Below are 26325 nucleotides of genomic sequence, written 5' to 3'. Positions count from 1 at the left end.
ACGCGGGTCACAGGGGAACGATCTCCTCTGTTGATCGTGGCTGCGCTGCCGATCCGGGCCGCACGAGCCGCTCCTGCAGCAACGCGTGCCGGAACTGGTAGAGCGGTCCCACCTGCCGGAGCACGCCGAGCTTGTGGGCGTCCCGAAGGAACGTCATCAGCCGCAGCGGGGTTCTGCCACGCGCCGCCAACCAGAGCCGCGCCAGCACGAACTGAGCCCAGGCGCTGGTGGTGTAGACCATCATGCCGAGACCAGCCGCACCGAGCAGTAGCCCGACGCCCGCGCCGAGCAGCCCTTCCCGGAGCGGGTCCAGTTGAAAGATCAACCCGTACTGCTCGGCACCGACCACGCCACCAAGAAAGCCACCGACGAGCCCGCCCGCGCCCCCGCCCAGCACCGTGCCGTACAGGACCGTGCTGCGGTCGCTGGTGAGCACGTTGTCCGGGCTGGCCGGCTCCCGCGGCTCGGTGGGCTCGGTGAATCGGCGGACCATCCCGAAGACCAGCCCGAAGAACAAGCCGATCAACAGCCCGTAGCCGACGCTGAACAGCAGGCCCACGATGAGCCCTCCGACCAGCGTGCCGACGATGCCGAACCCGATGTCGCGCACCAGGAACTCCGGTGCGAGTTCCACCCGCCGCAGCATGCGGGGGGCGAACCGCCGGGGCCGGTTGTCCTGGAAGAGTCCCAGCGGCAGCGCGGCGAGGAAGCCGACCAGCAGCCCGAAGACCACACCGAGGTGCGGCCGACCGAACAGGCCGAACATCATCCAGCCCAATAGCCCGCAGCTCAACGTGCCGAGGGGCACCCGGACGAGATGCGGTAGAGGTCGGGGCAGCGCCCGTCTGATCTGCCACCATGCCAGGTCGCGGGTGCCCAGCTTGTCCAGGTGCTCGGCCAGGAACACCAGCGCCCGCTGCGCCACGCTGGGATCCCAGCGACGCGAGACGCGGGTCGGACTCGGCACCGCCCGGTGCGGGCGGGTGTGAAAGACCGTCGGGATGAAACGGTCGAGCAGATGTTCCTCGATGTCGTGCTGCCCGGGAAAGCGGTTCCGGTCCAGCAACTCCCCGGGCGACGCGCCCTCCGCGCCGTAGACGGTGCGGGCCAGCGCGAGCATCAACGGTTTGGTGAGCGTCTGTGCGAGCTCGCCCGACGGGCTGTCAACCAGGTTACCCAGGACCGGCTCCCACTCGTCGAGCCGGACGTCCGCGCTGGCGTCCAGGAGGAACGTCGCCGCCGCCTGTGGCTCCAGTGGGCGTAGCCGGACCACCAGCACCCCCATCAACAGCCGCTGGGCGTTGGCCGCGGTGAACTCGTCCGTGCGGCAGGTCAGCACGAACGGCCGGTCGCTCGACCAGTCCTCGTCGAGCGCCCGCAACGCCACCGGTCGCTGCTCGGGCGGCAACTCGTCGAGGCCGTCCAGGATCGGCAGCACCCGGCGTTGTGTCACGATCTTTCGAATGGCGGTGGCGCCGAACCGCGCCTCGTTGCCCAGGAACGGGTAGTCCTCCGCCAGCCTGCGGACCAACCAGTCGTCGAGATTCTCCTCCGGGTCCCACGATGCGATCTGCAACAGGACCGGCAGCCGCGGCGAAGCCTCCTTCAGTAGGTCCAGCGTGAGGATGACGCACAGGCCGGTCTTCCCCGAACCCGGTTCACCGATGATCACCATCGGGCGGGGCTGTCCGACGTACTCGTCGATCAGGCGTGGCAGCTCTCCGGTCGCGGGGAACCGGTCGTTGCGCCGTTCCGTCAGTTCCCAGCGGACCGGCATCTGCCGTGCTTCCTGGAGTTGCCGCCGGCGGGCCTCCTCGTCCCACTGGTTGCGTACCTCGACCGCCAGGACCTGCACCGCCTGGTCGATCTGTTCCTGGGTGCTCTGTCGGCTCGGCGTCGACCAGCTGAGCGGGCCGACCTTCAGCACCGGCAGCAGGGCGACCAGAGTGGAGACGATCGTCAACACCGTGGTGAGGTTGGAGCTGCCGAATCGGATCCAGGCGCCCGCGATGACGGCGGACAGCACCAGCCAGAGGAGCAACGGATAGGCCGTCCCACGTCGCCACATGTCGTTGTCGGCTCCCTGTCATCGCACCCGTCCACGCCGCTGGACCGCGCCGGGACCACATCGAGGGGCATTACGAAGCGTGCCACGCCGGGAGCAAGTGGTAAAGGCGCTCCTCGACGGTGGTGACCCTGCCGCCTGCGGGCAGGGTCACCAGGCCGGGCGGGTCAGCAGCCGAGGCGCTTGGTGGAGAGCGCGATGTCGTCGATCCAGAGGTCGAAGGCGCCCGGCGTGGTGCCGCCCTGGTAGAGCTGCCAGCCGATCTTCACGGTGTTCACCGTGGGCAGGATGAACGGCACGTCGTTACCGCCGTGCTTGTTGGTGGAGGCGGACAGCTCCGGGTTCGCCACTCCGTCGATCCACACCGCGACGCGGTTGTCCGCCGGGTCGAGCTTCCACTCGAAGCACTGCCAGGTGTCCTCGACGACCGGGGCGGACTCCCGCCAGTTGGTCCAGTCGCCGGTCGGCCCGCCGTCGGCGCCCACACCCCAGAAGATGCCGGGAACCGTGGGGGCGTACTGGCCGCCGATCGGACGGACGATCTCCGAGCTGCCGGTGCCGGTCGCCTCGACGAGCGTGAAGTGAGCCCAGTCGGGGGCGGTGGGGAAGGCGTCGACGCGCAGCCGCATCCGGCCGTAGAAGCGGTTGCCCGGTGCGGCGAAGTCGTCGACGCGCAGGAAAGCACGTCCATTGTCGACGGTGTGGATGTGCAGCACCTGGTTGCCTCGGCGGTCACGCTCCACGGTGAGGGTGCCGTTACGCGTGTCGACGCCCCAGTTGAGGGTGCTGGGGCCGCCGCGCGGCAGGCGTTCGAAGTCTTCGCAGAAGAGCAGGTGGCGGGTGCAGGATCCGCGCTGGGAGGCAGCCGCGGCATCGGACGGGACGCTGCCAGCCGCGGCGCCGAGCGTCAGAGCGGCGGTCAACGCGGCAAGAAGGGTACGCATGGCTTTCCTCCATGGCTCGGTCCCCCACCACGCTGGCGGGGCACGGGGCGGAATGCGGCGTCACGCCGCCTGGCGGGTGAAGTCCCGGGCGGGCTGGCGATACGTCCTGGTAGTCGGGTCGCTCCGTTGCGATCCACCTTCGCCACCCTCCCGTGGAAGCGTTCCCATTCATAGCAGATGCTGGATGCGTCGCGCCTTCCCGGTCATCGGCAGACCTTCTCCGGGAGGCCCGTCAGCGCGCGGCTGAGCAGCTTGCGCAGGTCCGAAACAGCGGTAATGGATAACGGCGAGGTGGGCTCGGGCGTGGTGGCCGCGGGTGCCTGGGGGCGCGCGGCCCTGGGGACGTGGCCCCTGGGGACGTGGCGCCCGGCAGGGTGGATGGCGCGGGTTGCGGCAGGTCGGGGTGTTGAGGCGGTCAGGGCAGGTGCGGGATGCGGCAGGTCGGGGTGTCCGGCCTCTTGGGTGGCACGGGTCGCGGCAAGTCGGGGTGACCGGGCCGGTTGAGACCGCGACTTGCGGTGTCCTGTGGGCGGGGCCCCGACTTGCGGCGTCTCGTGCCCAGGCCCCGACTTGCGGCGTCTCGTGCCGCTTCCGGCTCAGCGCCGGAGCCAGGCGAGGGTGCCGACGGTTGCTCCGGCCAGCCCGGCGGCCGTTACGAGGCGGTGGCGGGACAGCCACGCTTGCGGGCTGCGGCTGTGCGAGCGGGCAGAGAAACCGCCATGGGCGCCGTAGTCGTGCCCGCCGGGACCGTCCAGGGGATGCCACAGGTTGTTGGGCCGGTCGTGGTCGGCGGGGCGATCCGTCTGCTGGGACTTGTAGCCGGTGCGGGCCAGGTAGCGGTCGAGCAGTCCGGGGGCGATGCGGTTGCCGAGGATGGTCAGCACCGTGGAAGCGCCCACCCAGTACTCTCGGCGGCCGGGCCGGTCGGCCGCGCCGACGATCGCCCGCGCGGCCACCTCCGGCTGGTAGATCGGCGGCACCGGCTCGGCATGCCGGGGCAGCCGGGACAGCAGCCAGTCGAACTGCGGGGTGTTCAACGCCGGCAGGTGCACCATCGTCAACTGCACCTTGCTGCGCTCGTGCAGGAGTTCGCAGCGCAGTGCCTCGGTGAACCCGACGATCGCGTGTTTCGCCCCGCAGTAGGTCGCCTGCAACGGGATGCCCCGGTAGGCCAGCGCGGAGCCGACCTGCACGATGGTGCCCCGATCGCGAGGGCTCATGTGGGACAGCGCCACCCGGGTGCCGTGCACGTAGCCGAGGTAGGTGACCTCCATGGCGCGGCGGAACTCCTCCGGCCGGGTCTGCTGGAAAGGCGCGAAGACGGAACTGAACGCGTTGTTGATCCACAGGTCGATGGGGCCCAGTTCCGCCTCGATCCGCCGGCCGGCGGCGACGACCTGGTCGTGGTCGGCCATGTCGACCTCGATCGGCAGGGCGCGACTGCCGGCGGCCCGTACCTCCTCGGCGGCGGCATCGAGCCCGACGCGTCCGCGGGCCAGCAGGGCGATGGCGATTCCGCGGCGGGCGAGCAGCCGCACGGTGGCCCGGCCCACTCCCGCGCTCGCGCCGGTGACCACCGCCACCTGGACGTCCTGTCGCCGCATACCCACGCCTCCTGTCGTCCGCTCCTGCTGCCGCACTACCCGTCAGCGGCCCGGCCAGTCACCGCCCCGGTGCCCGGAATGGTGCAGCGACCCCGAAGGCGGGGTGACGGCGGCGCACCGCAACACCAGCCGGCCGGCGTGTCGGGCGAGGATGAGCGGGTACGCCGGCATGTACGCCAACGAGGCCGAGAGGCGACGATGTCCGGAACGGAGACGGGCCCGACCACCGGCAGCATGCCGGCCGTGCTGCGTGCCTACGCCCTGCTCGCCGACGGGCACCGCGGCGCGTTGATCGGCCCCGGTGGGAACGTCGCCTGGCTGTGTGCCCCCGGCTGGTCCGACCCGGCGGTGTTCAGCGCGCTGCTCGGCGGGGCGGGCCGGTTCCTGGTCGCCCCGGCGGCCGGCCGCTTCGTCTGGGGCGGGCACTACGAGCCGGGATCACTGGTCTGGCGCAGCCGGTGGGTCACCGAGGACGGGATCATCGAGTCCCGGGACGCCCTGGTCTTCCCCGGCGAGGCGGACCGGCTGGTGCTGCTGCGCCAGGTCCGCGCGCTGGAACGGCCGGCGCGGGTACGGGTGGTGCTGGACCCACGGGCCGACTTCGGCCGGGAGCCGGTGCAGGACGTGGCCCGCGACGGCGAGCGGTGGCTGGCCCGCACCGGCGGGCTGCACCTGCGGTTCCGGGGCGGCGCCGGGCTGCGCCGGGACCGGCAGGGTTTCCTCGCCGGTGAGCTGACGGTCCCGGCGGGTGGCCGGCATGACCTGGTGTTGGAGCTCGCCACCAGCCCGCATGATCAGCAGCCGGGCGAGTCATCTGGAGAGCTGTGGCGGACCACCGAGCACCACTGGGCCGGGGTGGTCCCGTCGCTGGCGGGACCGGCGCGACGCGATGCGACGTTGGCCTACGCCGTACTGCGGGGTATGACCCGTCCGGGCGGCGGCATGGTCGCCGCCGCGACCACCGCCCTGCCCGAGCGGGCGATGGCCGGGCGCAACTACGACTACCGGTACGCGTGGCTCCGTGACCAGTCCTTCGCCGGTCAGGCCGCCGCGCTGGTCGGCCGGTACGACCTGCTCGACGACGCCGTCACCTTCCTCAGCGACCGGGTGCTGGCCGACGGGGACCGCCTCGCGCCGGCATACACCGTCGACGGGAATCCGGTGCCACGGGAACAGCCGCAGTGCGACCTGCCCGGATACCCGGGTTCCGAGGTCCGTACCGGCAACTGGGTGGGCAGCCAGTTCCAGCTGGACTGCTTCGGCGAGGTGCTGATGGTGCTGGCCGCGGCGCAGCGCCACGACCGGCTCGACAGCGACGGCCAGCAAGCCATGCGGGTAGCCGTCGGTGCGATCGAGCGGCGCTGGTCGCAGCCGGACGCCGGGATCTGGGAGCTGCCGGCGCGCCACTGGACGCATTCGAAGCTGACCTGCGTGGCCGGGTTGCGAGCGGCGGCCGGTAGCGCCCCGCCACGTCTGGCGGCCACCTGGTCGGCGTTGGCCGACCGGATCCTCGCGGAGACCGCCGCGAAGGGCCTGGCCGCCGACGGGCACTGGCGGCGGGCCTACGACGACGACCGGGTCGACGCCGCGCTGCTGCTGCCCGGGATCCGCGGGGCGCTCCCGCCGCAGGATCCCCGGGTCGAGCGGACCCGCCGGGCGGTCCTCAGGCAGCTCACGCAGGACGGCTACCTGTACCGGTTCCGCCCCGACCGACGGCCGCTCGGTGACGCCGAGGGCGCCTTCCTGCTCTGCGGGTTCGCCGCCGCGCTGGCCTGCTGGCAGGCCGGGGACACGGTGGCGGCCAACCGGTGGTTCGAACGCAACCGGGCCGCGTGCGGCCCGCCGGGCCTCTACACAGAGGAGTACGACGTGCAGCAGCGTCAGCTTCGCGGCAACCTGCCGCAGGCGTTCGTGCACGCGCTGATGTTGGAGACCGCGGCGACCCTGGGCCAGATCGAACCCTGCTACCAGGATTCGGGCGAGTGATCAGCGCCGGCTCAGGCCACCCGGTAGCGCTGTGCCCGCTCGGCGCGGAACTCCAGGCCGTTGCCGGGCCGGTCCAGCGATACTCCGACCGTGCCGCCGCTGGTCGGCTGCGTGCCGTCGAAGAGCATCGCCTCGATGCGGACGTGGTCGTGGAACCACTCCAGGTGCCGCAGGTTCGCGACGGCGGCGGCGACCGGCAGGTGCTGGTGCGGGGCGCAGTGCCCGGACACCTGGATCCCGGCGGCGTCGGCCACCGCGGCGGCCCGCAGGAACTCGGTGATCCCGCCGCAGCGAGTGACGTCGATCTGCAGGCAGTCCACGTACGGGGCCATCCGGTGGAAGTAGACCAGGTCGAAGCCGTACTCCCCGGCCGTCACGTCGGGCATGACGTGATCCCGGACCAGGCCGAGGCCGGGCAGGTCGTCGGAGCTGACCGGCTCCTCGTACCAGCGCACGTCCAGGTCCGCCGCGGCATGCGCCACCCGCACCGCCTGCTTGCGCTGGTAGGCGCCGTTGGCGTCGACGAACAGCTCGGCCTGGTCCCCGATGGTGCGCCGGGCCGCCGCCATCCGGGCCAGGTCCCGTGCCACCTCGCTGCCACAGGACTCCCCGATCTTGATTTTGACGCGGGGGATGCCCTGCTCGTGCACCCATTCGGCGAGCTGCCGATGTTGCTGGTCCGCGTCGTAGGTGGTGAAGCCGCCGCTGCCGTAGACGGGCACCTGCTGGCGGGCGGTGCCGAGCAGCCGGGCGAGCGGCAGGTCGTGCCGGCGAGCCTTGAGGTCCCACAGGGCGCAGTCGGCCGCCGACAGGGCGAGCCCGGCGACGCCGGGGCGACCGGCGTTGCGTAGCTGGCGTTGCATGGCCGTCCAGGCCGCCGGCACATCGTCCGGGTGCAGCTCGGCGAGGACCGGCGCGAGCAGGTCCGCCACCACCGCGACGACGGCCGTCGGCCCGTACGTCCAGCCGATCCCGGTGTGCCCGTCGGCCAGCGCCTGGACCAGCACCAGGGTGGTGCTGCTCCAGGCGAGGGTGCCGTCGCCCTCGGGGGCGTCGGTGTCGATCCGGTACGCCTCGGCGGTGAGTCGCACCCCGGTCACCGGGTCCACCGGCGGGCCAGCGCAGCCACCGCGGCCAGCCCGGTGGCCGCCACCAGACCGGCCGCTGCCCCGCGGGAGATCATCCCGGGCGGCGCCGGCCGGTCTGCCCAGCCGCGCTCGGGGCGGCGGGGCACGGTGTCGTGGTGCAGGCCGGCGCGCAGCAGCTCGGCCAGGTGGATCGCCGATCGGCCGGCGGCGGCGCCCTGCTCGATCTGGGTACGGCAGCTGAACCCGTCGGCGAGGATCACGTCGGTCTCGGCGGCGTCGCGCACAGCGGGCAGCAGCACCCGCTCCGCGCACGCCTCGGACACCTCGTAGTGCCCCTGTTCAAACCCGAAGTTGCCGGCCAGCCCGCAGCAGCCTGAGTCGAGGAACTCGGGATCCACGCCGGCTGCGGAGAGCACGGCCTGATCCGCGGTGGTGCCGAGGATCGCGTGGTGATGGCAGTGGGTCTGGATCAGGGCGTGCGCGTCGATCCGGGGCGGCTGCCAGCCGGGGCTGTGGTCGTGCAGCAGTTCGGCGAGGGTGACGGTCTGTTGCCGCAGCCGAGTGACATCGTCGTCGTCGGGAAACAACTCGTGCGCGTCGGACCGGAACACCGAGGTGCAGCTGGGTTCCAACCCCACCATCCGGGTGCCGGCGCGCAGGTACGGGAGCAGCACGTCGACGCTGCGGCGCAGCACCCGCTTGGCGACGCCGAGCTGACCGGTGGAAATCCAGGTCAGGCCGCAGCAGACCGGCCGGCCCGGCACGCGTACCCGCCAGCCGGCCGACTCCAGCACCTCCACCGCCGCGCGCGCCACCCCCGGGTGGAAGTGGTTGGTGAAGGTGTCCGGCCAGAGGACGACCTCGCCGCGGGTGCCGTCGCCGGTGGGGGTGTGCCGGGCGAACCAGTGCTGGAACGTTTCCGGCGCGAAGACCGGTATGTCGCGGCGCTGGTCGATGCCGCCGATCGTCTTGGCCAGCCGGTCCAGCCCGGGGGCCTGCGCCAGCGCGTTGACCGCGCGGGGCGCCGTCGCGGCCAGCGCGGCCACCGCCGGCAGCCAGCCCATCGAGTAGTGCGGGCGGGGGCGCAGCCGGCCGGCGTAGTGGTGGGACAGGAACTCCGCCTTGTAGGTGGCCATGTCCACGTTGACCGGGCAGTCGCGCTTGCAGCCCTTGCACGCCAGGCAGAGGTCCAGGGCGTCCCGGACGGCGCCGGAGCGCCAGCCGTTCCCGATCACCCCGCCCCGGGCGGTGCCGTCGAGCATCTCGAACAGCAGCCGGGCCCGGCCCCGCGTCGAGTGTTCCTCCTCCCGGGTGACCATGTACGACGGGCACATCACCCCGCCGTGCTGCCGCCGGCACTTGCCGACGCCGACGCAGCGCAGCACGGCCCGGCCGAAGCTGCCGGAGTCGTCGGGGTAGCGGAAGTGGGTCGGCACGTCGCCGTGGTCGTAGTCGACCCCGATGCGCAGGTGACTGTCGAGCGGGTAGGGGGCGACGACCTTGCCCGGGTTCATCCGGTTGTCCGGATCGAAGATGACCTTGAACTGGCCGAAGGCGCGGATCAACCGGTCGCCGAACATCTTCGGCAGCAACTCGCCCCGGGACTGCCCGTCGCCGTGCTCGCCGGAGAAGGAGCCGCCGTACGACACGACCAGGTCCGCGGCCCGCTCGATGAACGAGCGGAACTGCCGTACGCCGTCGGCGGTGGTCAGCTTGAACGGGATCCGGGTGTGGACACACCCCTGCCCGAAGTGCCCGTACAGCGACGCCTGCTCGTAGCCGTACTCCCGGTAGAGCGCATCGAGGTCACGGAGGTAGTCGCCCAGCCGCTCCGGCGGCACGGCCGAGTCCTCCCAGCCCTCCCAGGTGTCCGCCTCGCCGGGTACCCGGGCAGTCGCGCCGAGACCGGACTCGCGGACCTCCCACATCTGCTTCTCGTGGGCCTCGTCGTCGAAGCGGTGCACGGTCGGCCCGCCGTCGCGCCGCAACGCGTGCAGCATCCGCACGACGGCCTCCTCCGCCTCCTCGAGCGTGTTGCCGCCCATCTGGACCACCAGCCAGCCGCCACCCTCGGGCATCAGGTGCAGGGCGGCGGGGTGCAGATGCTTGCGCCTCTCGAAGTTGATCAGCTTGTCGTCGATCCCCTCAAGCGCGATCGGGTTGTGCGGCAGGATGTGCTTCACGTCGTCGGCCGCGGTGGCGATGTCCGGGTAGCCGAGGAAGACCAATGCCTTGGCCGGGATCACCGGCACCAGCTTCAGCCGGGCCCGCAGCACGGTGACCAGGGTATTCTCCGAGCCGACCAGCGCCTGGGCGACGTGGAAGTTCTTCTCCGGCAGGAGGCTGTCCAGGTTGTAACCGGAGACCCGGCGGGGAATGTCCGGGTAGCGGGTGCGGATGTCGACGAGGAACTCGTCGCGCAACGCGCGCAGCTGCTGGTAGATCTGCGCCCGACGGCCGCCGTCGCGCTGGATGCGGGCGTACTCCTCGTCGCTGGTCTCCCCCACCCACATCCGGGTGCCGTCGTAGAGCAGCACCTCCAGCTCGACGACGTTGTCCACCACCTTGCCGGCGCGCTGCGCGGTGGCCCCGCAGGAGTTGTTGCCGAGCATGCCGCCGAGGGTGCAGTGGCTGTGGGTGGCCGGCCGAGGTCCGTACTCCAGCCCGGTCGGCTTGAGCCGGGCGTTCAGCTCGTCGAGGACGATGCCGGGTTCGACGAGGCAGGTGCGGGCCTGCTCGTCGACCTCCAGCAGCCGGTGGCAGTACTTGGACCAGTCCAGGATCACCGCGGTGTTCGTGCATTCGCCGGCCAGGCTGGTGCCGCCGCCGCGGGAGGTCAGCGGGGCGCCGTGCCGGCGGCACACCGCCACGGCGGCCACCGCCGCCTCCACCGTGCGGGGCACCACCACGCCGAGCGGCACCTGCCGGTAGTTGGAGCCGTCGGTGGAGTAGGCGGCGCGGGAGCCGGCGTCGAAGCGGACCTCGCCGTCGACCTCCGCCCGCAGTTGCGCGGCGAGGGCGGCCAGGTCGATGTCGTGGGCCGGCTCGGGCGGGTGCAGGACCGTTTCGGGCAGCACCCGGGTCATGACCGCAACTCGTTGATCTTGTCGCGGGCGACGGAGGCCAGCGTGGCGACCTTGTGCGGCTGGCCGCGCAGGAACGCCTCGGTGAAGTTCTTCGCCTGCTCGTACTTGACCTTGCCGGGCATCGGTGGCTCGTTCGGGTTGACGTCGCAGTCCACCAGCGCCGGGCCGGGGTGCGCGAGGGCACCCCGGATGGCACCCGGTACGGCCTTCGCGTCGGTCACCTTGATGGCGAAGGCGCCGCAGCCACGTGCCCAGGAGGAGAAGTCCGCCTCCGGCTGCCGGTGCCGCACCGCGTACTCCGGGTAGCCGAGGATGATCTGCTCCCAGAGGATCTGGCCGTACGAGTTGTTGTTGTTGATCACCACCTTGATCGGCAGTTCGTGTCGGACCGCGGTGAGGAATTCGGCCATCAGCATGGCGAAGCCGCCGTCACCGACGTACGCGATCACCTGCCGGCCCGGGTAGGCGTGCTGCATGGCGATGGCGTACGGCAGACCCGGCGCCATCGTCGCCAGGTTGCCGGACAGGTAGAACTCCCGGTCGCCGCGGATCGTCCAATGCCGGGCGGACCAGGTGGCGATGGTTCCCGAGTCGCAGGTCAGGATGGCGTCGTCGGCGGCGGCGGCGTCGATGCAGCCGATCAGGTACTGCGGGGCGATCGGCACCCGCTCCGGGTCCACCAGCCTGGTCATCTCGGAGCGCCAGCCGTCCATCTTGCGCTGGTACTTCTCAAGGAACGAGCGGTCCGGGTGGTGGGTGAGCATCGGCAGCAACTCACGCAGCGCCAGGCGGGCGTCCGCGCAGACCGGCGCGTCGACCGGCAACCGCATCCCGAGCAGGCTCGGGTCGACCTCGATCTGCACCACCTTCGCCTGCCCGGGTGAAGGCAGGTACTTCCCGTACGGGAACGAGGTGCCGACCATCAGCAGCGTGTCGCACTCCTCCATCAGCTCCTCGCTCGGCGCGGTGCCGAGCAGACCGAGCCCGCCGGTGGTCAGCGGGTGCTCGTCGGGCACCACCTGCTTGCCCGGCAGCGTCTTCACGATCGGGCTGGCGAGGGCCTCGGCCACCGCGAGCACCTCCGCGCGGGCGCCGCGGGCACCGATCCCGACCAGCATGGCCACCTTCCGGCCGGCCTTGAGCACCTCGGCCGCCTTGACCAGCTCCTGCTGGTGCGGGGCCAGCGGCGGCTGGCACATCTCCGCCGCGCTCATCGGCGGTTTGCCCGGGCTGACGTGCCGGTACGGATCCTGCGCGGCGGGTGCGACCTGCACGTCGTTGGGGAAGGTCAGGTGCGCCACGGTCCGTTTGCTCAGCGCGTGGCGGATCGCCAGGTCCACCACCGCCGGCATCTGCTGCGGGTTGGTGATCATCAGGTTGTACCCGGCCACGTCCTGGTAGAGGTGGGTGGTGTGCACCTCCTGCTGGTAGTGCGCGCCCAGCACCGAAGTCTCCTGCATGCCGGTGATCGCCAGCACCGGCACGTGGTCGAGCTTGGCGTCGTAGAGCCCGTTGAGCAGATGGATCGCCCCCGGTCCCGAGGTGGCCGCGCACACTCCGAGCCGGCCGGTGGCCTTGGCGTAGCCGGTGGCCATGAAGGCCGCGGCCTCCTCGTGGTGCACCAGCACGAACCGCAGCTTCTCCCGCTGTCGGCGGAACCCCTCCATCAGGCCGTTGATGCCGTCGCCGGGCAGGCCGAACACGGTGTCGACCCCCCACTCCACCAGCCGTCGGGCCAGGCTCTCGCCCACGATCTCCTGCACGTCGTCCTCCTCGTTCCGCCGGTTCGCCCGACCTCGTCTCGCTCATGCCCCTGTGCTGTTCACCTCGCCGCAGTTTACGGACATATAAGGCGGAGCTGGACGGGCCGGCAAATACCCGGTCATCCGGCCGCCAAACCGAGTGGGGTACCGGCGTTCATTCCGGCCGTGGCCCGTCTCCGTCGGGATGCCGCTGTCGTCGCTGGCGCAGGGCCGCCACCAGCAACGAGACACCGAGGGCTGCGTTGCCCCAGCGGCGCAGCGCGATGCGCACCCGCCCGGGCGGCGCAGGCGGCGGCGGGCCCGGCACCGCGACATGGTCGACGCCGGGGTAGGCAAGTCGGGCGGAGTCCACCGCCTCCCGCTCGGTCAGCATGGCCCGGTTGTTCAGGAGCGTGACGCCGGCCGGCTCGTCGCGGTAGCGCCAGCGCCACACCCCGCCGTCCGGCCACAGCTCGATCCGCTGTCCCGGACGGTCTGGCGTCGGCAGCTCCGGCTCGTCGACCGCCCGCGCCTCGCCGGCGCGCACCCGCCGGCCACCCGCGCGCCGGTCGGCCCCCTGCCCGGCCGCGCGCAGATCGGCGCGGGTCAGCTCGCCGAGGCGCGCCGCGTCGCTGCGGCACAACGCCCGGGCCAGCAGGAACGCCAACGCACCGGCGAGCACCGGCAGGACCAGCACCAGTACGCGCAGGACGTAGAGCACGTCGTACACCGGCACCCGCAGCAGCCGGGCGATGATGTCGTCGCCGGCGGCCACCACCAGCACCCCGAAGAAGGTCAACGCCATCACCCCGACGCCCATGCGAACCGGGTGGTCACGGGGCCGGTCGAGCAGTTGGTGGGCGCGGCGATCGCCGGTGCACCAGCGCTCCAGGAACGGCCAGGCGTACAGCGCGAGGAAGGTGACACCGCCGAGCACCACCCCGGGGAAGAACGGTGCGGGCACCAGGTGTCCGGCGATGTGGATCTCCCACGGCGGGAACAGCCGCAGCGCTCCGTCACCCCAGGCGACGTACCAGTCCGGCTGGGCGGGCGAGGTGGCCTGGCCGGGCGCGGAGGGGCCGTACAGCCAGACCGGGTTGATCTGCACCAGCCCGCCGAGGGCGAACAGCACCGCCAGCACCCACGCGAACAGCGCCAGCGACCGCAGGGAGTAGCTGGGGTAAAGCCGGGAACCGACCACGTTGTGTTCGGTGCGGCCGGGGCCGGGGAACTGGGCATGTTTCTGCCGCACGATCATCGCCAGGTGCACCGAGACGAGCGCGACCAGTACCGCGGGCACCAGCAGCACATGGCTGACGAACATCCGCGGGATCATCTCGTCGGAGGGGAACTCGCCACCGAGGCCGAGGAAGACCAGCCACGAGCCGACCAGCGGGATCGACTCCACCACCGAGACGATGATCCGCAGCCCGAGGCCGGAGAGCAGGTCGTCGGGCAGGGAGTAGCCGGTGAACCCGTTGGCCAGGGCCAGCATCAGCATGGTGACACCGACCAGCCAGTTCGTCTCCCGGGGCTTGCGAAACGCGCCGGTGAAGAAGATCCGTACCAGGTGCACCAGGATCGCGGCGACGAAGATCAGGGCCGCCCAGTGGTGGGTCTGCCGGATCAGCAGGCCAGCCCGTACGTCCCAGCTCAACCGCACCGTCGAGGCGTACGCGGCCGAGGTGGCGGTGCCGTCCAGCGGCGCGTACGAGCCCTGGTAGACCCGGTCGGCGGAACTCGGGTCGAAGAACAGGGTCAGGTAGACGCCGGTGAGCACGAGCGCGACGAAGGAGTAGAGCGCGATCTCGCCGAGCATGAACGACCAGTGGTCCGGAAAGACCTTCGCCAGCGCCCTGCGGGTCAGCGGAGACAGCCGCAACCGGTCGTCGAACGCGCGGGCCAGCCTGTCCATGATCATGGCCGGCTCCAAAAACCCGCGCCCGGTGGTGCGGTGAAGTCGCCGGTCGCGCGCAGGTAGCCGTCGGCGTCGACCGCGACCGGCAGGCCGGGCAGCCGCCGGGCGGCCGGACCGGCGACGGGCGCGGCGTCGGCGAACAGATTGAAGGAGGACTGGTGGCACGGGCAGAGCACCCGGCCGGTGCCCTTCAGATAAAGCCGCACCGGGCAGCCGGCGTGGGTGCAGAGCAGCGAGTAGACCACCAGCCCGTCGAGGTGGCCGGCCGACGGCGGCCGGGTGAACCGCTCCGGCTGCAGCCGCACGGCGAAGGCCGGGGCGTCCCCGGCGTCGGTCCCGCCCTCGGGAAACACGCCGACCAGCGCGCCGGCCGGCACATCACCGGGGCGCAACGGCTGGCCACCGGCGGTCAGTAGCCGCACCCCCGGCCCCCAGGGGGTGTCCCTGCGAGCCCGCAGGGGCCGGGCACGGTCCCACGGAAGCAGGGACCGGAGCGGGAACAGGGCCGCGACGCCGAGCGCGGTCAGCGCCAGCCCGAGCGCGGCGAGCAGGCCACGCCGGCGGATCGGGCTGTCCGGCGCGCTCAGGGCGGCGGCGGTCAGCGCCTGCTCGTCCGGCGGCGGAACGAAGCCCTCGTGCTCCTCGACGTAGCCGCCGACGGGAACCAGCCGCCGGCCCCAGATCGCCAGGCCGGTCGCCAGGCCGACGAAAGCCACCGCCAGACACGCCCCCTCCCACTGGGTGTGCCCACCGAGACCGTAGGTGACCGCGAAGCCGATCGCGCCGGCGGCGCTGACCAGGAAGGACAGGATGATCCGCCGGTTGACCCCGGACGGGGCGGGTGCCACCCGTGGCCGCCGGCTCACTCGCCAGCCCTCCGCCCCAGCCAACGGGCCGCGGCGACGAGCAGGCCCAGGGCGACCACCCAGGCGGCGACCCCCTCGGCCAGGGGGCCGAGCCGCCCGAGCGGGTTCCCGCCGCGGTCCAGGCGCTCGCTGCGCAGCCGTTGCACGTAGGTGGCCAGGTCGCTCACCTGCTGGTCGGTGAGAACCTGACTGGGAAAAACCGGCATCAGCCCGGGGCCGACCCGGATCGCCTCGGCGACCTGCACCGGGGTCGCCTCGTACAGCGGCGGGGCGTTCCAGCCGTTGGTCAGCGCCGCGCCCGCGCCGGTGCCGCCGTGGCAGGGGGCGCAGTTCGCGGCGAAGAGTTCCCGTCCGGTGCCGAGGCTGCCCTCGGTCACCCGGGGGATGCCCGGGCCGCCGCCGCCGAAGCTGGTCACATGCTCGACCAGGGCGGCGATCTCGTCGGCGGAGAAGACCGGCCGGCCACGGCGCGGCTGCTGCATCTCGTCCGGTATGGGCATCCGGCCGGTGCCGACCTGGAAATCCACCGACGCGGCACCCACCCCGACGAGCGAGGGGCCGCGCTGGCTGCCCCGCCCCTGGTCTCCGTGGCAGCTCGCGCAGTTCTGCCGGTACAGTTCCCGTCCCTGCGTCGCCCCGGCCAACGCGCTCGGCCCGGCGCTCGGGGCGGCCGTTTCCGGCGGGGCGGCCGGTCCTGACGGGGCGTTCGATCCCGGCGGGGCGTTCGGTGCGGGAGCGGCGAGGGCGGCGGGTCCGGCGGCCAGTGCGACCACCATTCCCACCGTCACGGCCCGCGTGACGTGGCTCCATCGGTCCCCCCGGGTAGGCACGCGTCAGTCCAGGGTGTACAGGTAGGCCGCGATGTCCTGCGCGTCGAGCGGGCTGACCCCCAGGTTCGGCATGGCGGTGCCGGGCTCGACCGCCTGCGGGTCGGAGATCCAGTGCCGCAGGTTGTCGGCGTTGTTCACCAACTCCCCGGCGATGTAGGAGCGGGACCCGAAGCGGATCAGCGGGGGCCCCACCAGCCCGTCGGCGCGGTCGATGCCGGGGATGGTGTGGCAGGAGCCGCAGCCGTACTGGGCGATGAGCGCCGCCCCGCGCTCCGGCTGCCCGGTGCGCACCTCCGGCGGTGGAGGCGGACCGGTGCTGGCGCAGCCGGACGCGGTCAGCAGCGACAGCAGCGCCAGCAGCAGGGCCAGCCGCCCCCGGATGCCACGGTTCATGGCGCCGCCCCCTCGGTGGCCACCCGCCGGCCCTCGGCATCCGGCGAGGTCACCCGCTCCGGGCGGTGCCGCTGCAGGGCCAGCAGCCAGCGCAGGAACATCGCGAGCGTGGCGAGCAGCGCCACCACGTCCATCGGGGCCCACATCAGCAGCCCGGCCAGTTGCTGATCGGCCAGCGGGTCGACGCCGAGGACCTCGGCCGGGTAGACCGGCCGGGGCGCGAAGGTGAGCACGGCGCCCAGCGCGGACGCCGGCAGCATGGTGCCGACCAGGAGCAGCATCCCCGCCGGCGCGGGCAACCGGTGCCGGTCCGCACCGAGCAGCGGCGCCCAGAGCAACCAGGCCGACCCGACGAAGCAGAGGTGCTGCGCCGCGTGCAGGACCGGGTGCCGCTCGGCGGCGAGGTACGGCACGGGCAGGTGCCAGCACCAGAGCACGACCGTCTGGATGCCGCCGGCGGCCAGCGCGACGACGGTGGGGCGGCGCAGCCACCGGCCGGGCGCGCTGACCCGCAGGCGAGCGAGTCGCCGCCGCGGCGCCGCCGGGCACGCGAGAGTCAGCGGCAGGCCGGCGGCCCCGGCGGCGAGCAGCGGTCCGGCGACGAGCAGCAGCAGCATGTGCTGGGTCATGTGCCCGGCGAGTCCGCGTTCCGCCAGCGCGATGACCGGCCCGGTCTGCGCGGCGACCACGGCGAGCAGGCCGGCTCCGAAGGCGGCCACTCGCCGACCCGGCAGGACGTCGCCGACGCCGCGCCGGGCCCACAACTCGTGCACGCCCCGGCCGTAGCCGGCGGCGAGCAGGGCCAGTGCGGCGGCCAGCAGCATGGCGACGATCCCGTCGGCGACGTCTGTTCCGCCGGCGGAACCGACGGCGGTCACCGCTGACATGGCGGCAGCACCAGCAGGGCGACCCCGCCCAGCACGATGATGGTCAGGAACAGCAGGTTGGACCAGAAGCCCACGACAGCGAGCAGCCGGCCCCGCCCCACCGACCGATCCTCGCCCTCGGACGGCGGGTGGGTACGTCGCCAGAGCAGCACGGCGGCCAGCAGGGCGCCGACGGTGGCCAGTGCCGGCAGCGCCACCGCGGCACCGACAGCGGCGCGCAACGGGACGCCGCCGATGTGGTCGGACCCGCTGGCACAGGTCAGCTCGTCGACACCCCATCCGGCCAACAGGTGCACCGCCCAGGCGACCGCGCCGCCGAGCACGGCGTACCAGAACAGCAGCCCGCCGGCGAGACGGGCCCGAGGGCCGGGATGCGCGCTCATCACAGCCTCGGGGACAGGTAGATGGTGAACAGGATGGCGGCCCAGACCAGATCGACGAAGTGCCAGTAGATGGCGGCGTTGCGCACCCGGTCGTGCCGGTGGGCGCCGAAGCTGCCGCCGCGCAGGGACGCGGCCAGCAGCCATCCGATCATGGTCAACCCGACCAGCACGTGCAGGCCGTGGAAGCCGGTGATGACGTAGAACAGGGAGCCGTAGGCGTTGGTGGTCAGGGTGAACTCGTGCAGCTTCTCGGCGTACTCGCTGGCTTGCAGGGCCAGGAACGTCAACCCGAGCAGGAGTGTGGCGGTCAGCCCGGCGCGCAGCCGCCAGCGCTGCCCCTTGCGGATGCCGTGCTCCGCCCAGATCACGGGCAGGCTGCTGGGCAGCAGCACGGCGGTCATCACCAGCGGTTTCAGCAGCGTCGGCGGCGCGATTCCCGGTGGCGGCCACTGGTCGCCGGACTGGAAGCGCAGGTAGAAGTAGCTGCCGAGCAGGCAGGCGAAGAGGGTGGCCTCGGTGACGACGAACATCACCATGCCCCACCAGCCCGTCGACCGGCCGACCGGCAGTTCGGTGGTCAGGGCCGCCGTACCGGTGGCCGCCCGCACGCCGCCGCTCACGCGCTCACCCCCAGTTCCCGGTCGGGCCGGCGCGGCGGCCAGAGCCAGGTCGCCACAGTGCCGGCCACCGCGACGGCGGCCACGGCGGCCACCGGGTACCAGGCGAAGAGCATCGCGGTGAAGAAGAGCAGCATCACCAGGGCGAGCAGCAACGGTTGCCAGGAGGACCCCGGCATCTCCACCTCCCGCTCCCGCCGGCCGTCGAGTTCGCTGGTGAGCAGCGTCGTGCGGCCGTCGGCCAGGATCCGATCGGCCTCGGCGCCGGCCCCCATCGACTCGCGGCTCGACTCGTCCCAGTTCGGGTGCAGGCTGTGCACCTGCGGCAGGACCGGGAAGTTGTACGACTTCGGCGGCGAGTCGGTGGACCACTCCAGGGTGTCGCCGCCCCACGGGTCCGGCGGTGCCGGACGACCGCGCCGGATCGCGTGCACCACCCCGACAACGACCAGGAGCAACCCGACCGCCAACAGGTACGAGCCGATGGTGCTGACCAGGTTCCAGCCGTCCCAGCCCGGCTCGCTCGGGTAGGTGTAGACGCGGCGCGGCATGCCGAACAGGCCGTACAGGTGCATCGGGAAAAACGTCACATGCATGCCGGCGAAGACCAGCCAGAACGCCCACCGGCCGAGGCCCTCGTGGTACATCCGGCCAGTGATCTTCGGCAGCCAGTAGTAGATGGCGGCGAGGATCGGGAACACCGCGCCGCCGATGAGCACGTAGTGGAAATGGGCCACGACGAAGTAGGAGTCCGTGACCTGCTGGTCGAAGGCGGTCAGGGCGAACATCGTGCCGGTGAAACCGCCGAGCACGAAAGTGACGATGAAGCCGATCACGAACAGCAGCGGGACCCTGACCACCAGGCGGCCGAGCAGCATGGTGGCCAGCCAGGCGAAGATCTGGATCCCGGACGGGATCGTGATGATGGTGCTGGCCGCGCTGAAGAAGCTGTACGACAGCCGGGGTAGGCCGGTGGCGAACATGTGGTGCACCCACACCCCGAACGAGATGATCGAGATCGCTACGATGGCGAACACGACCAGCACGTAGCCGACCACGCCGCGCCGGGTGAACGCCGGTAGCACCGCCGAGACGATGCCCAGTGCCGGCATCACGATGATGTAGACGTCCGGGTGACCGAAGATCCAGAACAGGTGCTGCCAGAGCAGGACGTTGCCGCCGGCTGCGGGGTCGAAGAAGTGGGTGCCGAACCGGCGGTCGAGGAAGAGCATGGCGTTGTCGAGGTTCAGCGCCGGCAACGCGAAGATCACCATGAAGGCGGTGGCGACGATCGCCCAGACGAACAACGGCACCCGGTTCAGCGACATGCCCGGAGCCCGCAGCTTGAGCGCGGTGACGATGAAGTTGATCGAGCCGGCCGTGGTGGCGATCCCGAGGAACAGCAACCCGAGGCTGTAGACGTCCATGTGCAGGCCCGGGGTGTGCTGCTGGCCGGTCAGGGGCACGTAGGCGAACCAGCCGGCGTTCGGCGCGGCCCCGAAGGGCAGGCTCGCCCACATGAACAGGCCGGCGAACAGGAAGATCCAGTAGCCGAGCGCGTTCAGCTTGGGAAAGGCCATGTCCCGTGCCCCGATCAGCAGCGGCACCAGGAAGTTGCCGAACCCGAAGAGCATCGGGGTGGCGAACAGGAAGATCATCGCTGTGCCGTGCATGGTGAAGAGCTGGTTGTACTCCTGTGGGGAGAGCAGTCGCGACTCCGGCCGGGCCAGCTGGGTCCGCATCGCCAGCGCGCTCAGGCCGGCGAGGGCGAAGAACAGTCCCGCGGTGACCAGGTAGCGTCGGCCGATCTTCTTGTGATCCACCGTGGTCAACCAGGCCCGTAGCGAGGGCCGTTCCCCCCAGTGCTCCTCCAGCCGGCCGAGTTGCTCCCGGCTGGCGCCGGGCACCGGTGCGGCGGTTGTGGACATTCCTCCCTCCCCTCGCTCACTTCAGCGACTGCAGGTACGCGATCAGGTCCGGCAACTGGGCCGCCTGCACCGGTTGCGGCGGCATGCGGTTGCCCGGCTTGACCGTCTGCGAGTTAGCGATCCAGCCGCCCAGGTGGCCGCCGTCGTTGGGCACCGCTCCCGCGCCGATGCTCCACCGGGCGCCGACGTCGGACAGGTCCGGGCCGATGTGACCGTCCGCCCCGGTGCCCCGGACCGCGTGGCAGCCGGCGCAGCTGCCCTGCACGAACGCCTGCTGTCCGCGTCGCTGCGCGTCGGTCTGCGGTCCGGGGGCGGGTGAGCCGAGCCGGGCCAGCCAGGCGTCGAAGTCGCGGCGGGGCTCGGCCACCACGAGGAACGACATGTGGGCGTGCTGGGTGCCGCAGTACTCGGCGCACTGTCCCCGGTAGGTGCCGGCCCGCTCGGCCCGCAACCAGGTCTCCCGGACCTCCCCGGCGATCAGGTCGGTCTTCGGCATCAGCTGCGGCACCCAGAAGCTGTGCAGCACGTCGGCGGTACGCAACCGGATCCGGACCTTCTCCCCCACCGGTATGTGCAGCTCGTTGGCGGTGGCGCCGGCGACACCCGGCACCCGCACCTCCCACCACCACTGGTGGCCCGTCACCTCGATGGTGGTCGCCCCGGGTTCCGGGCCGTCACCCAGCGCCGCGAGGTCACGCAGCCCGAGGGCGTAGACGGTCACCAGGATCACCAGCGGCACTCCGGCGCCGGCGACGACCACGAAGCGCAGCGGCTGCCCGTGCCGGACCCGGGCGTCCCGGCGGCGGCGGAACAGCAGTGCCCAGGCCAGCAGCACCATGACCTCGACGAAGACCGCCATGGAGATCCAGAACAGCACCCACCACAGGTCGGTGATCCGCCCGGCGCCGGAGCCGGCCGGGTCGAGGGCGGACGGTGCCTGGCCGGAGCAGCCGGCGAGCGCCAGCACGCCCCCCAGCACCGCCACCGGGGCGAGGCGCCGGGAGCGCGTCGTCGGGTCAGCTCGCGTGTCCACCGGAACCGACCCTAACCACTTCGGCAGGGCATGAGGCTTATTAGGCGAATTGAGGGCATTGCGTCCATATGACGGATAGAGTCGGATCCGGCAGTAGTAGGCGAGCGTCGATGGCGCGGACGGGACGATGATGCGTACCTCCATCGTGGAACTGACCGTGGACTCCCCCCAGGGCGCCGCCGCCCGGCGCACGACCGGCTGGACCGCGGCCGGGCTCGCCGCCGGGGCCGGCCTCGCCGGCGGCCTGCTCGCACCGGCGGACGCCATGCAGGGGCCGGCGCAACGCCTCATGTACCTGCACGTACCGGCCGCCTGGGTGGCCTACCTGGCCTTCGCCGTCGTCCTCGTGGCCAGCGGCGCCCACCTCCTGCGGGCCGACGCCCGGTGCGACCGCTTCGCCCTGGCCGCCACCGAGATCGGTGTCGTCCTCACCGCGCTCACCCTCGCCACCGGCTCGCTCTGGGGCCACCTGGTCTGGGGCACCTGGTGGGCCTGGGACCCCCGGCTGGTCGGGACCGCACTGTTGTTCCTGGTGTACGCCGCCGCGCTGGCCCTGCGCCGGGCCCTCGCCGAGCGGGCCGGCGTGCCGCCGTACGGCGACCCACGGGTCACCCGCCCCGTGGCGGTGGTCGGGATCGGCGGCTTCGTCCTCGTCCCCGTGGTGCACTTCTCGGTGCGCTGGTGGCGTTCGCTGCACCAGCAGGCCACCTTCCTGGCACCGGAACAGCCGCCGATCGATCCCCGGATGGCGCTGGCGTTACTGCTGGCCGTCGCGGCAGCGAGTGTCTGCGCGACCTGGCTGCTGGCCCACCGGGTGGTACGGCTGCAGCGTCGGCTCGACGCGGCCCGCGCCGCGCAAGGGCGCCGACCTGTCCGTTCGGACCCGCGCCGGCCGGCGCCGGTGGGATGATCCGGCGTCCCGGCCGCCTGGCCCTGCTCGTGTTGCTGCTCGCCGGCGGCGGCCTGCTGATCACCGGCGCCCTGCGCGACACCCTCACCTATTACCGCACCCCCGGTGAACTGCTCACTCACCCGACCGCCGCGGGCGAGCGCATCCGGCTCGGCGGCGAGGTGGTACCCGGATCGGTACGCCACGACGGCGGGCTGGTGCTGTTCCGGCTCAGCGACGGCGGCCACGAGGTGGCCGTCCGGCAGCGCGGGATGCCGCCGGAAACCTTCCGCGAGGGCGAGGACGCGGTCGTCGAGGGGCGACTCGGCACCGACGGGGTGTTCGACGCCGACCAGGTGGTGGTGCGGCACGGCAACGAGTACCGGCCCTCCGCGCCCGCACCGGAGCCGTCGGATGCTCGGTGACCTCGGTACCGCCGGCCTCGCCGTCGGGCTGCTCGCCGCGCCCCTCGCCGCGCTGCTCTGGCTGCGGGTGGCCCTGGCCGGGGCACCGGCCCGACCCGCCCGGCTGGCCTCGACCGGCGCGCTGCTCGCCGCCGCCGCGGCCTGCGTGGTGCTGGAGGCAGCGCTCCTCGGCCACGACTTCAGCGTGCGCTTCGTGGCCGAGAACGGCGGCCGGCACGTACCCGGCTACTACACGGCGACCAGCCTGTGGTCCGCCATGGACGGGTCGCTGCTGCTCTGGCTGCTCGTCCTCGGCGGGTACGGTGCTCTGTTCGCGCGGGGACGGCCGGACCGGCTGCGGGCGTACGCGATGGTCGTGGTCAGTGTGGTCACCACGTTCTTCTTCGCACTCTCCACCTTCGCGGCGAACCCGTTCCGGGCCGTGGACCCGGTGCCGTTCGACGGGCCGGGTCCGAACCCGCTGCTGCAGGAGCATCCGGCGATGGGCGTGCACCCGCCGCTGCTCTACGCCGGATACCTCGGCATGGTGGTGCCGTTCGCGCTGGCGCTGGCCGCCCCGCTGGCCGGTCCGGCCGGACGGCAGTGGCTGCGCCTGGCCCGCCCCTGGGCACTGCTGGCATGGTCCACGCTCACCGCCGGCATCGTCCTCGGCGCCTGGTGGTCGTACGCCGTCCTCGGCTGGGGTGGCTACTGGGCCTGGGATCCGGTGGAGAACGCCTCCCTGCTGCCCTGGCTGACCGCCACCGCCTTCCTGCACACCAGCCTCGGCGGCGGCCGGGGCCGGGAGCGGTGGAACAGCGTCCTGGCCTGCGCCGGATTCCTGCTGGTGCTGCTCGGCACCTTCCTGACCCGGTCCGGTGCCGTGGCCAGCGTCCACGCCTTCACCGAATCGCCGCTCGGGCCGCTCCTGCTCGGCTTCGTCCTGCTGGCCGCGCTGGCCGCCACCGCCATCACCGGCCGCCACCGACCGGCCGCCGCTCAGGCGACCGCGCCGCCGCTGTGGTCCCGACCCACCGCTGTGCTGGTCAACGCCGTCCTGCTCGGCACGGTCGCCGCCGCCGTGCTGATCGGCACCGTGCTGCCGCTGCTCGCCGAGCCGCTCACCGGGGCCCGAATCGGCGTCGGGCCCGGCTACTACCAGCGCACCGCCGTGCCGCTGGCCGTGGTGGTGCTGCTGCTGGCCGGGCTGCCACCGGCGCTGCGCAGCCGGAACCGGCACGAGGCAGTACGCCAGCTCGCCCTGCCCGGCGCGGCGGCGCTGGCCACCGTGGCGGCCGTCGGCCTGCTCAGCCGGCCCGGTCCGGCCGCGCTCACCGCGTTCGGAGCGGCGGCCTTCGTCCTCACCGGCCTGTTCGCCGCGGGCGCCCGAGGCGGCCACCGGCGGGCCCGACGCTGGGCAGCCACGCTCGGGCACGCCGGGCTCGCGCTGCTCGCCGTCGGCGTCGCGGCCTCCGCGAGTTACCAGCAGGTCGACGAACGGACCTTGCGGGTGGGCGAGACGATCCGGGTGGGCGACGTCTGGGCGCGGTTGGAGTCGGTGCACCGCGCCGCACCCGTCGGCCGGATGACGGTACGCGCCCGCCTGGCGGTCTCCTCGGCCGGTGACACCCACACCGCTGCCCCGGCCATGCGCTACGACCCGGTGCGGGACATCGCCGTCGCGGTCCCGGCGATCGACACCGGCCTCCGCCGCGACGTCTACCTCACCCTGCTCTCGGTGGCTGCCGACGGCGACAGCGCGACCGTACGCCTGGCGGTGAACCCGCTCGTCGGTCTCGTCTGGGCCGGCGGCGCGGTCGGCACGGCCGGTGGGCTGCTCGCCTTGGCCGAGGCGGCCCGCGCAGGTCGACGGCGGCAACCCCAACCGGCCGCACGGCCTGCCCCCGCGACGACCAGGACGCCGGCATGAACCCCCGGCGGTCGTGGTGGCGGCGGGTCCGGCTGGCCCCGGCAACCGTCCTGCTGCTGACCGTCGGCTTCGGGGCCGTCCTCGTCACCGGACACCGCTCCGGTCCGGGCGACGTCAGCCGGCCGGCGGTGGCCGCACCGGCGCTGGCCGGGGCCACCCTCGACGGCACGTGGTTCGACCTGGCGGCCGCGCGCGGGCAGGTCGTGCTGGTCAACGTCTTCGCCTCGTGGTGCGGTCCCTGCCGCGACGAGTTGCCACTGCTGGCCGAGACCGCCCGACGCTGGTCACCGCAAGGGCTGCAGGTCGTCGGGCTCAACCTGCGCGACGGGCCGGAGGCGGTACGTGCCCTGCTGAAACAGACGCAGGCCGAGCAGCTCACCGTGCTTCCCGACCCGGACGGCACGCGGGCGATCGACTGGGGCGTACGCGGCGTGCCGGAGACCTTCGTGGTGGACCGCGACGGGCGGATCGTCGCGTACCAGCCCGGCGTGGTCACTGGGCAGTGGCTTCAGGAGCAGCTGTCGCCCCTGCTGGCGGCGGCCTGATGCGACGCCTGATCGTCCTGCCGGGTCTGGCCGCGCTACTCGCGCTGGCGGTCGCCGGCATGCTCCGCTCGACCGGACCGGCCGGACGCACGGACCCGGTCGCCGCCACCGCCGCCGCGCTTCGCTGCCCCGCCTGCCAGGGGGAGTCGGTTGCCGACTCCCGCTCCCCGATCGCCACCTCCATGCGGCAGGTGATCGCCGACCAACTGGCGCAGGGCCGCAGCCCGCAGGAGATCCGGCGGTGGTTCGTCGCGCGCTACGGCGACGAGGTGCTGGCACAGCCGCCCGTGCGGGGCCCGGGACTCCTGCTGTGGGTGGTGCCCGCGATCGCACTGCTCGGTGCCGGCGTCGCCGCCGCGCGGACCCTTCGGCCCGGGCTGCCCGGCAGCGCCCGACGGTCCGGCAGGCGGATCCTGTGGCTTCGGCGCCCCGGCAGCGCCCGCCGGTCCGGCAGGCAGGCCCAGCGACCCGGGCACGCCGGCAGCGCCCGACGGGTCGCTGGCGCGACCTCGCGATGGTCGCCACGGCCGGTCTGCTCGCTCACCGCGGCCGGGCTGATCGCGCTGGTGGCGACGGTGGCCGTGGCCGCCGACGGGCTGGCGCCACCGGCTGGGCCGCCCGCCGACCCGGCGGCCGTCGCGCTGCGACTGGCCCGGGACCTGGAGGGACGGCAACACTACGAGGCCGCCGCCCAGATGTACCGGGAAGCGCTGCGGGAGCGGCCCGATGACGGCGTACGGCTGCGTCTCGCCTTCGCCCTGCTGCGTTCCTCGGACGCCGCCGGTGCGGAGCAGATCGCCCGGGAGGTCCTCGACGACGCGCCCGAGTCACCCGACGGGCTGCTGGTCCTGGGGCTGGCCCAGCGGACCACCCGGCCCGCGGACGCGGCGGCGACGCTGCGGCGGTTCCTCGCCGTCGCGCCGGCGCACCCCGCCGCCACGGAGATCCGCCGGCTGCTCGACCCTTGATCAGCCTTGGGAAACGGACAACAGGGAGCGAGGCGGGTGGGTACAGGCGCGGTGGGCCCGGTGCCTGAGGGCTCGGTGCCTGCGGATGTGGTCGGCGCGAGTTACGGCATGTCGGGCTGTTCGGGCGCCCAGGGCAGGCGCGGGTTGCGGCATGTTGCCGTGTCCGGCCCCTTGGGTGGCACGGGTTCCCGCATATCGGGGTTTCCGGGCCGGTTGAGA

Annotated in this window: 21 protein-coding genes; 6 read left to right on the top strand and 15 right to left on the bottom strand. The window is 72.8% G+C overall.

The window, feature by feature from the left end; translation table 11 throughout:
- Positions 1–7: 7 nt before the first annotated feature.
- From Vqi01_RS07865 to Vqi01_RS07855, 3 genes are all read right to left on the bottom strand, one after another.
- Positions 8–2068, bottom strand: coding sequence for an NACHT domain-containing protein (locus Vqi01_RS07865; protein WP_204033941.1), 2061 nt, complete (start codon positions 2066–2068; stop codon positions 8–10).
- 164 nt (positions 2069–2232) lie between these two features.
- Positions 2233–3009 carry a hypothetical protein gene (locus Vqi01_RS07860; RefSeq protein WP_204033940.1) on the bottom strand — a complete coding sequence of 259 codons (777 nt, stop codon included), beginning with the start codon at positions 3007–3009 and terminating at the stop codon, positions 2233–2235.
- Between the two features lie 596 nt (positions 3010–3605).
- Positions 3606–4613 (bottom strand): SDR family oxidoreductase, encoded by a 1008-nt coding sequence (locus Vqi01_RS07855; protein WP_372444328.1) that lies wholly within the window; start codon positions 4611–4613, stop codon positions 3606–3608.
- A gap of 198 nt (positions 4614–4811) precedes the next feature.
- Between Vqi01_RS07855 and Vqi01_RS07850 the strand changes: the two genes are divergently transcribed.
- Positions 4812–6599 carry a glycoside hydrolase family 15 protein gene (locus Vqi01_RS07850; RefSeq protein ID WP_204033937.1) on the top strand — a complete coding sequence of 596 codons (1788 nt, stop codon included), beginning with the start codon at positions 4812–4814 and terminating at the stop codon, positions 6597–6599.
- An 11-nt stretch (positions 6600–6610) separates the two neighbouring features.
- On the opposite strand, the gene Vqi01_RS07845 is transcribed toward Vqi01_RS07850, so the two are convergent.
- The 12 genes from Vqi01_RS07845 to coxB all read right to left on the bottom strand — a co-directional run bounded on the left by Vqi01_RS07845 (position 6611) and on the right by coxB (position 21370).
- On the bottom strand, positions 6611–7699 hold the full coding sequence (locus Vqi01_RS07845; RefSeq protein WP_239098252.1) for an enolase C-terminal domain-like protein: 1089 nt from the start codon (positions 7697–7699) through the stop codon (positions 6611–6613).
- Positions 7696–10773: an FAD-binding and (Fe-S)-binding domain-containing protein gene (locus Vqi01_RS07840; RefSeq protein ID WP_204033935.1), complete on the bottom strand. Its 3078-nt coding sequence runs from the start codon at positions 10771–10773 to the stop codon at positions 7696–7698. Before Vqi01_RS07840 ends, Vqi01_RS07845 begins: the two co-directional genes overlap by 4 nt.
- Positions 10770–12536, bottom strand: coding sequence for a thiamine pyrophosphate-binding protein (locus Vqi01_RS07835; RefSeq protein ID WP_239098251.1), 1767 nt, complete (start codon positions 12534–12536; stop codon positions 10770–10772). Before Vqi01_RS07835 ends, Vqi01_RS07840 begins: the two co-directional genes overlap by 4 nt.
- Before the next feature lie 154 nt (positions 12537–12690).
- On the bottom strand, positions 12691–14436 hold the full coding sequence (gene qcrB / locus Vqi01_RS07830; RefSeq protein ID WP_204033934.1) for a cytochrome bc1 complex cytochrome b subunit: 1746 nt from the start codon (positions 14434–14436) through the stop codon (positions 12691–12693).
- A complete protein-coding gene (locus Vqi01_RS07825; RefSeq protein ID WP_204033933.1) occupies positions 14433–15299 on the bottom strand; it encodes a QcrA and Rieske domain-containing protein in 867 nt (288 codons plus the stop codon). Before Vqi01_RS07825 ends, qcrB begins: the two co-directional genes overlap by 4 nt.
- The gene (gene qcrC, locus Vqi01_RS07820) at positions 15296–16075 is read right to left on the bottom strand and encodes a cytochrome bc1 complex diheme cytochrome c subunit (RefSeq protein WP_204033932.1); all 780 of its coding nucleotides are present in this window, start codon (positions 16073–16075) and stop codon (positions 15296–15298) included. Before qcrC ends, Vqi01_RS07825 begins: the two co-directional genes overlap by 4 nt.
- Before the next feature lie 57 nt (positions 16076–16132).
- On the bottom strand, positions 16133–16522 hold the full coding sequence (locus tag Vqi01_RS07815) for a c-type cytochrome (RefSeq protein ID WP_204033931.1): 390 nt from the start codon (positions 16520–16522) through the stop codon (positions 16133–16135).
- The gene (locus Vqi01_RS07810; protein WP_204033930.1) at positions 16519–17409 is read right to left on the bottom strand and encodes a cytochrome c oxidase assembly protein; all 891 of its coding nucleotides are present in this window, start codon (positions 17407–17409) and stop codon (positions 16519–16521) included. The genes Vqi01_RS07815 and Vqi01_RS07810 overlap by 4 nt, the downstream gene beginning before the upstream one ends.
- Positions 17397–17792 carry a hypothetical protein gene (locus tag Vqi01_RS07805; protein WP_204033929.1) on the bottom strand — a complete coding sequence of 132 codons (396 nt, stop codon included), beginning with the start codon at positions 17790–17792 and terminating at the stop codon, positions 17397–17399. Before Vqi01_RS07805 ends, Vqi01_RS07810 begins: the two co-directional genes overlap by 13 nt.
- Positions 17792–18412 (bottom strand): cytochrome c oxidase subunit 3, encoded by a 621-nt coding sequence (locus Vqi01_RS07800; RefSeq protein WP_204033928.1) that lies wholly within the window; start codon positions 18410–18412, stop codon positions 17792–17794. Before Vqi01_RS07800 ends, Vqi01_RS07805 begins: the two co-directional genes overlap by 1 nt.
- On the bottom strand, positions 18409–20337 hold the full coding sequence (gene ctaD, locus Vqi01_RS07795; RefSeq protein ID WP_204033927.1) for a cytochrome c oxidase subunit I: 1929 nt from the start codon (positions 20335–20337) through the stop codon (positions 18409–18411). Before ctaD ends, Vqi01_RS07800 begins: the two co-directional genes overlap by 4 nt.
- A gap of 16 nt (positions 20338–20353) precedes the next feature.
- Entirely contained in the window at positions 20354–21370 is a 1017-nt protein-coding gene (coxB, locus tag Vqi01_RS07790; RefSeq protein ID WP_204033926.1) for a cytochrome c oxidase subunit II, read from the bottom strand.
- Between the two features lie 127 nt (positions 21371–21497).
- Between coxB and ccsA (Vqi01_RS07785) the strand changes: the two genes are divergently transcribed.
- Genes ccsA (Vqi01_RS07785) through Vqi01_RS07765 form a run of 5 tightly spaced genes read left to right on the top strand, consistent with a single transcriptional unit; the run spans position 21498 to position 26106 of the window.
- Complete coding sequence (ccsA, locus tag Vqi01_RS07785) at positions 21498–22280, top strand: cytochrome c biogenesis protein CcsA (protein WP_204033924.1); 783 nt, start codon at positions 21498–21500, stop codon at positions 22278–22280.
- Positions 22277–22684: a cytochrome c maturation protein CcmE gene (locus Vqi01_RS07780; protein WP_204033922.1), complete on the top strand. Its 408-nt coding sequence runs from the start codon at positions 22277–22279 to the stop codon at positions 22682–22684. The genes ccsA (Vqi01_RS07785) and Vqi01_RS07780 overlap by 4 nt, the downstream gene beginning before the upstream one ends.
- Positions 22674–24593, top strand: a complete 1920-nt coding sequence (gene ccsA, locus Vqi01_RS07775; protein WP_204033921.1) for a cytochrome c biogenesis protein CcsA — start codon at positions 22674–22676, stop codon at positions 24591–24593. The genes Vqi01_RS07780 and ccsA (Vqi01_RS07775) overlap by 11 nt, the downstream gene beginning before the upstream one ends.
- Positions 24590–25138, top strand: coding sequence for a TlpA family protein disulfide reductase (locus tag Vqi01_RS07770; RefSeq protein WP_204033920.1), 549 nt, complete (start codon positions 24590–24592; stop codon positions 25136–25138). Before ccsA (Vqi01_RS07775) ends, Vqi01_RS07770 begins: the two co-directional genes overlap by 4 nt.
- Positions 25138–26106, top strand: coding sequence for a cytochrome c-type biogenesis protein CcmH (locus tag Vqi01_RS07765; protein WP_204033919.1), 969 nt, complete (start codon positions 25138–25140; stop codon positions 26104–26106). Before Vqi01_RS07770 ends, Vqi01_RS07765 begins: the two co-directional genes overlap by 1 nt.
- The last annotated feature ends 219 nt before the right edge of the window (positions 26107–26325 follow it).

This window comes from Micromonospora qiuiae (assembly GCF_016863555.1).
In the GTDB taxonomy this organism is placed as follows: domain Bacteria; phylum Actinomycetota; class Actinomycetes; order Mycobacteriales; family Micromonosporaceae; genus Micromonospora; species Micromonospora qiuiae.
Note: the sequence above shows the minus strand (reverse complement) of the source record. Positions and strands in the feature narration are given on the sequence as shown.

What these genes read in the sequence shown, in the direction of transcription:
- Vqi01_RS07865 (WP_204033941.1), bottom strand. Translation starts at nt 2,068, where the DNA reads ATGTGGCGACGTGGGACGGCCTATCCGTTGCTCCTCTGGCTGGTGCTG.
- Vqi01_RS07860 (WP_204033940.1), bottom strand. Translation starts at nt 3,009, where the DNA reads ATGCGTACCCTTCTTGCCGCGTTGACCGCCGCTCTGACGCTCGGCGCC.
- Vqi01_RS07855 (WP_372444328.1), bottom strand. Translation starts at nt 4,613, where the DNA reads ATGCGGCGACAGGACGTCCAGGTGGCGGTGGTCACCGGCGCGAGCGCG.
- Vqi01_RS07850 (WP_204033937.1), top strand. Translation starts at nt 4,812, where the DNA reads ATGTCCGGAACGGAGACGGGCCCGACCACCGGCAGCATGCCGGCCGTG.
- Vqi01_RS07840 (WP_204033935.1), bottom strand. Translation starts at nt 10,773, where the DNA reads ATGACCCGGGTGCTGCCCGAAACGGTCCTGCACCCGCCCGAGCCGGCC.
- qcrB (WP_204033934.1), bottom strand. Translation starts at nt 14,436, where the DNA reads ATGATCATGGACAGGCTGGCCCGCGCGTTCGACGACCGGTTGCGGCTG.
- qcrC (WP_204033932.1), bottom strand. Translation starts at nt 16,075, where the DNA reads ATGGTGGTCGCACTGGCCGCCGGACCCGCCGCCCTCGCCGCTCCCGCA.
- Vqi01_RS07815 (WP_204033931.1), bottom strand. Translation starts at nt 16,522, where the DNA reads ATGAACCGTGGCATCCGGGGGCGGCTGGCCCTGCTGCTGGCGCTGCTG.
- Vqi01_RS07810 (WP_204033930.1), bottom strand. Translation starts at nt 17,409, where the DNA reads ATGTCAGCGGTGACCGCCGTCGGTTCCGCCGGCGGAACAGACGTCGCC.
- Vqi01_RS07805 (WP_204033929.1), bottom strand. Translation starts at nt 17,792, where the DNA reads ATGAGCGCGCATCCCGGCCCTCGGGCCCGTCTCGCCGGCGGGCTGCTG.
- ctaD (WP_204033927.1), bottom strand. Translation starts at nt 20,337, where the DNA reads ATGTCCACAACCGCCGCACCGGTGCCCGGCGCCAGCCGGGAGCAACTC.
- ccsA (WP_204033924.1), top strand. Translation starts at nt 21,498, where the DNA reads ATGATGCGTACCTCCATCGTGGAACTGACCGTGGACTCCCCCCAGGGC.
- Vqi01_RS07780 (WP_204033922.1), top strand. Translation starts at nt 22,277, where the DNA reads ATGATCCGGCGTCCCGGCCGCCTGGCCCTGCTCGTGTTGCTGCTCGCC.
- ccsA (WP_204033921.1), top strand. Translation starts at nt 22,674, where the DNA reads ATGCTCGGTGACCTCGGTACCGCCGGCCTCGCCGTCGGGCTGCTCGCC.
- Vqi01_RS07770 (WP_204033920.1), top strand. Translation starts at nt 24,590, where the DNA reads ATGAACCCCCGGCGGTCGTGGTGGCGGCGGGTCCGGCTGGCCCCGGCA.
- Vqi01_RS07765 (WP_204033919.1), top strand. Translation starts at nt 25,138, where the DNA reads ATGCGACGCCTGATCGTCCTGCCGGGTCTGGCCGCGCTACTCGCGCTG.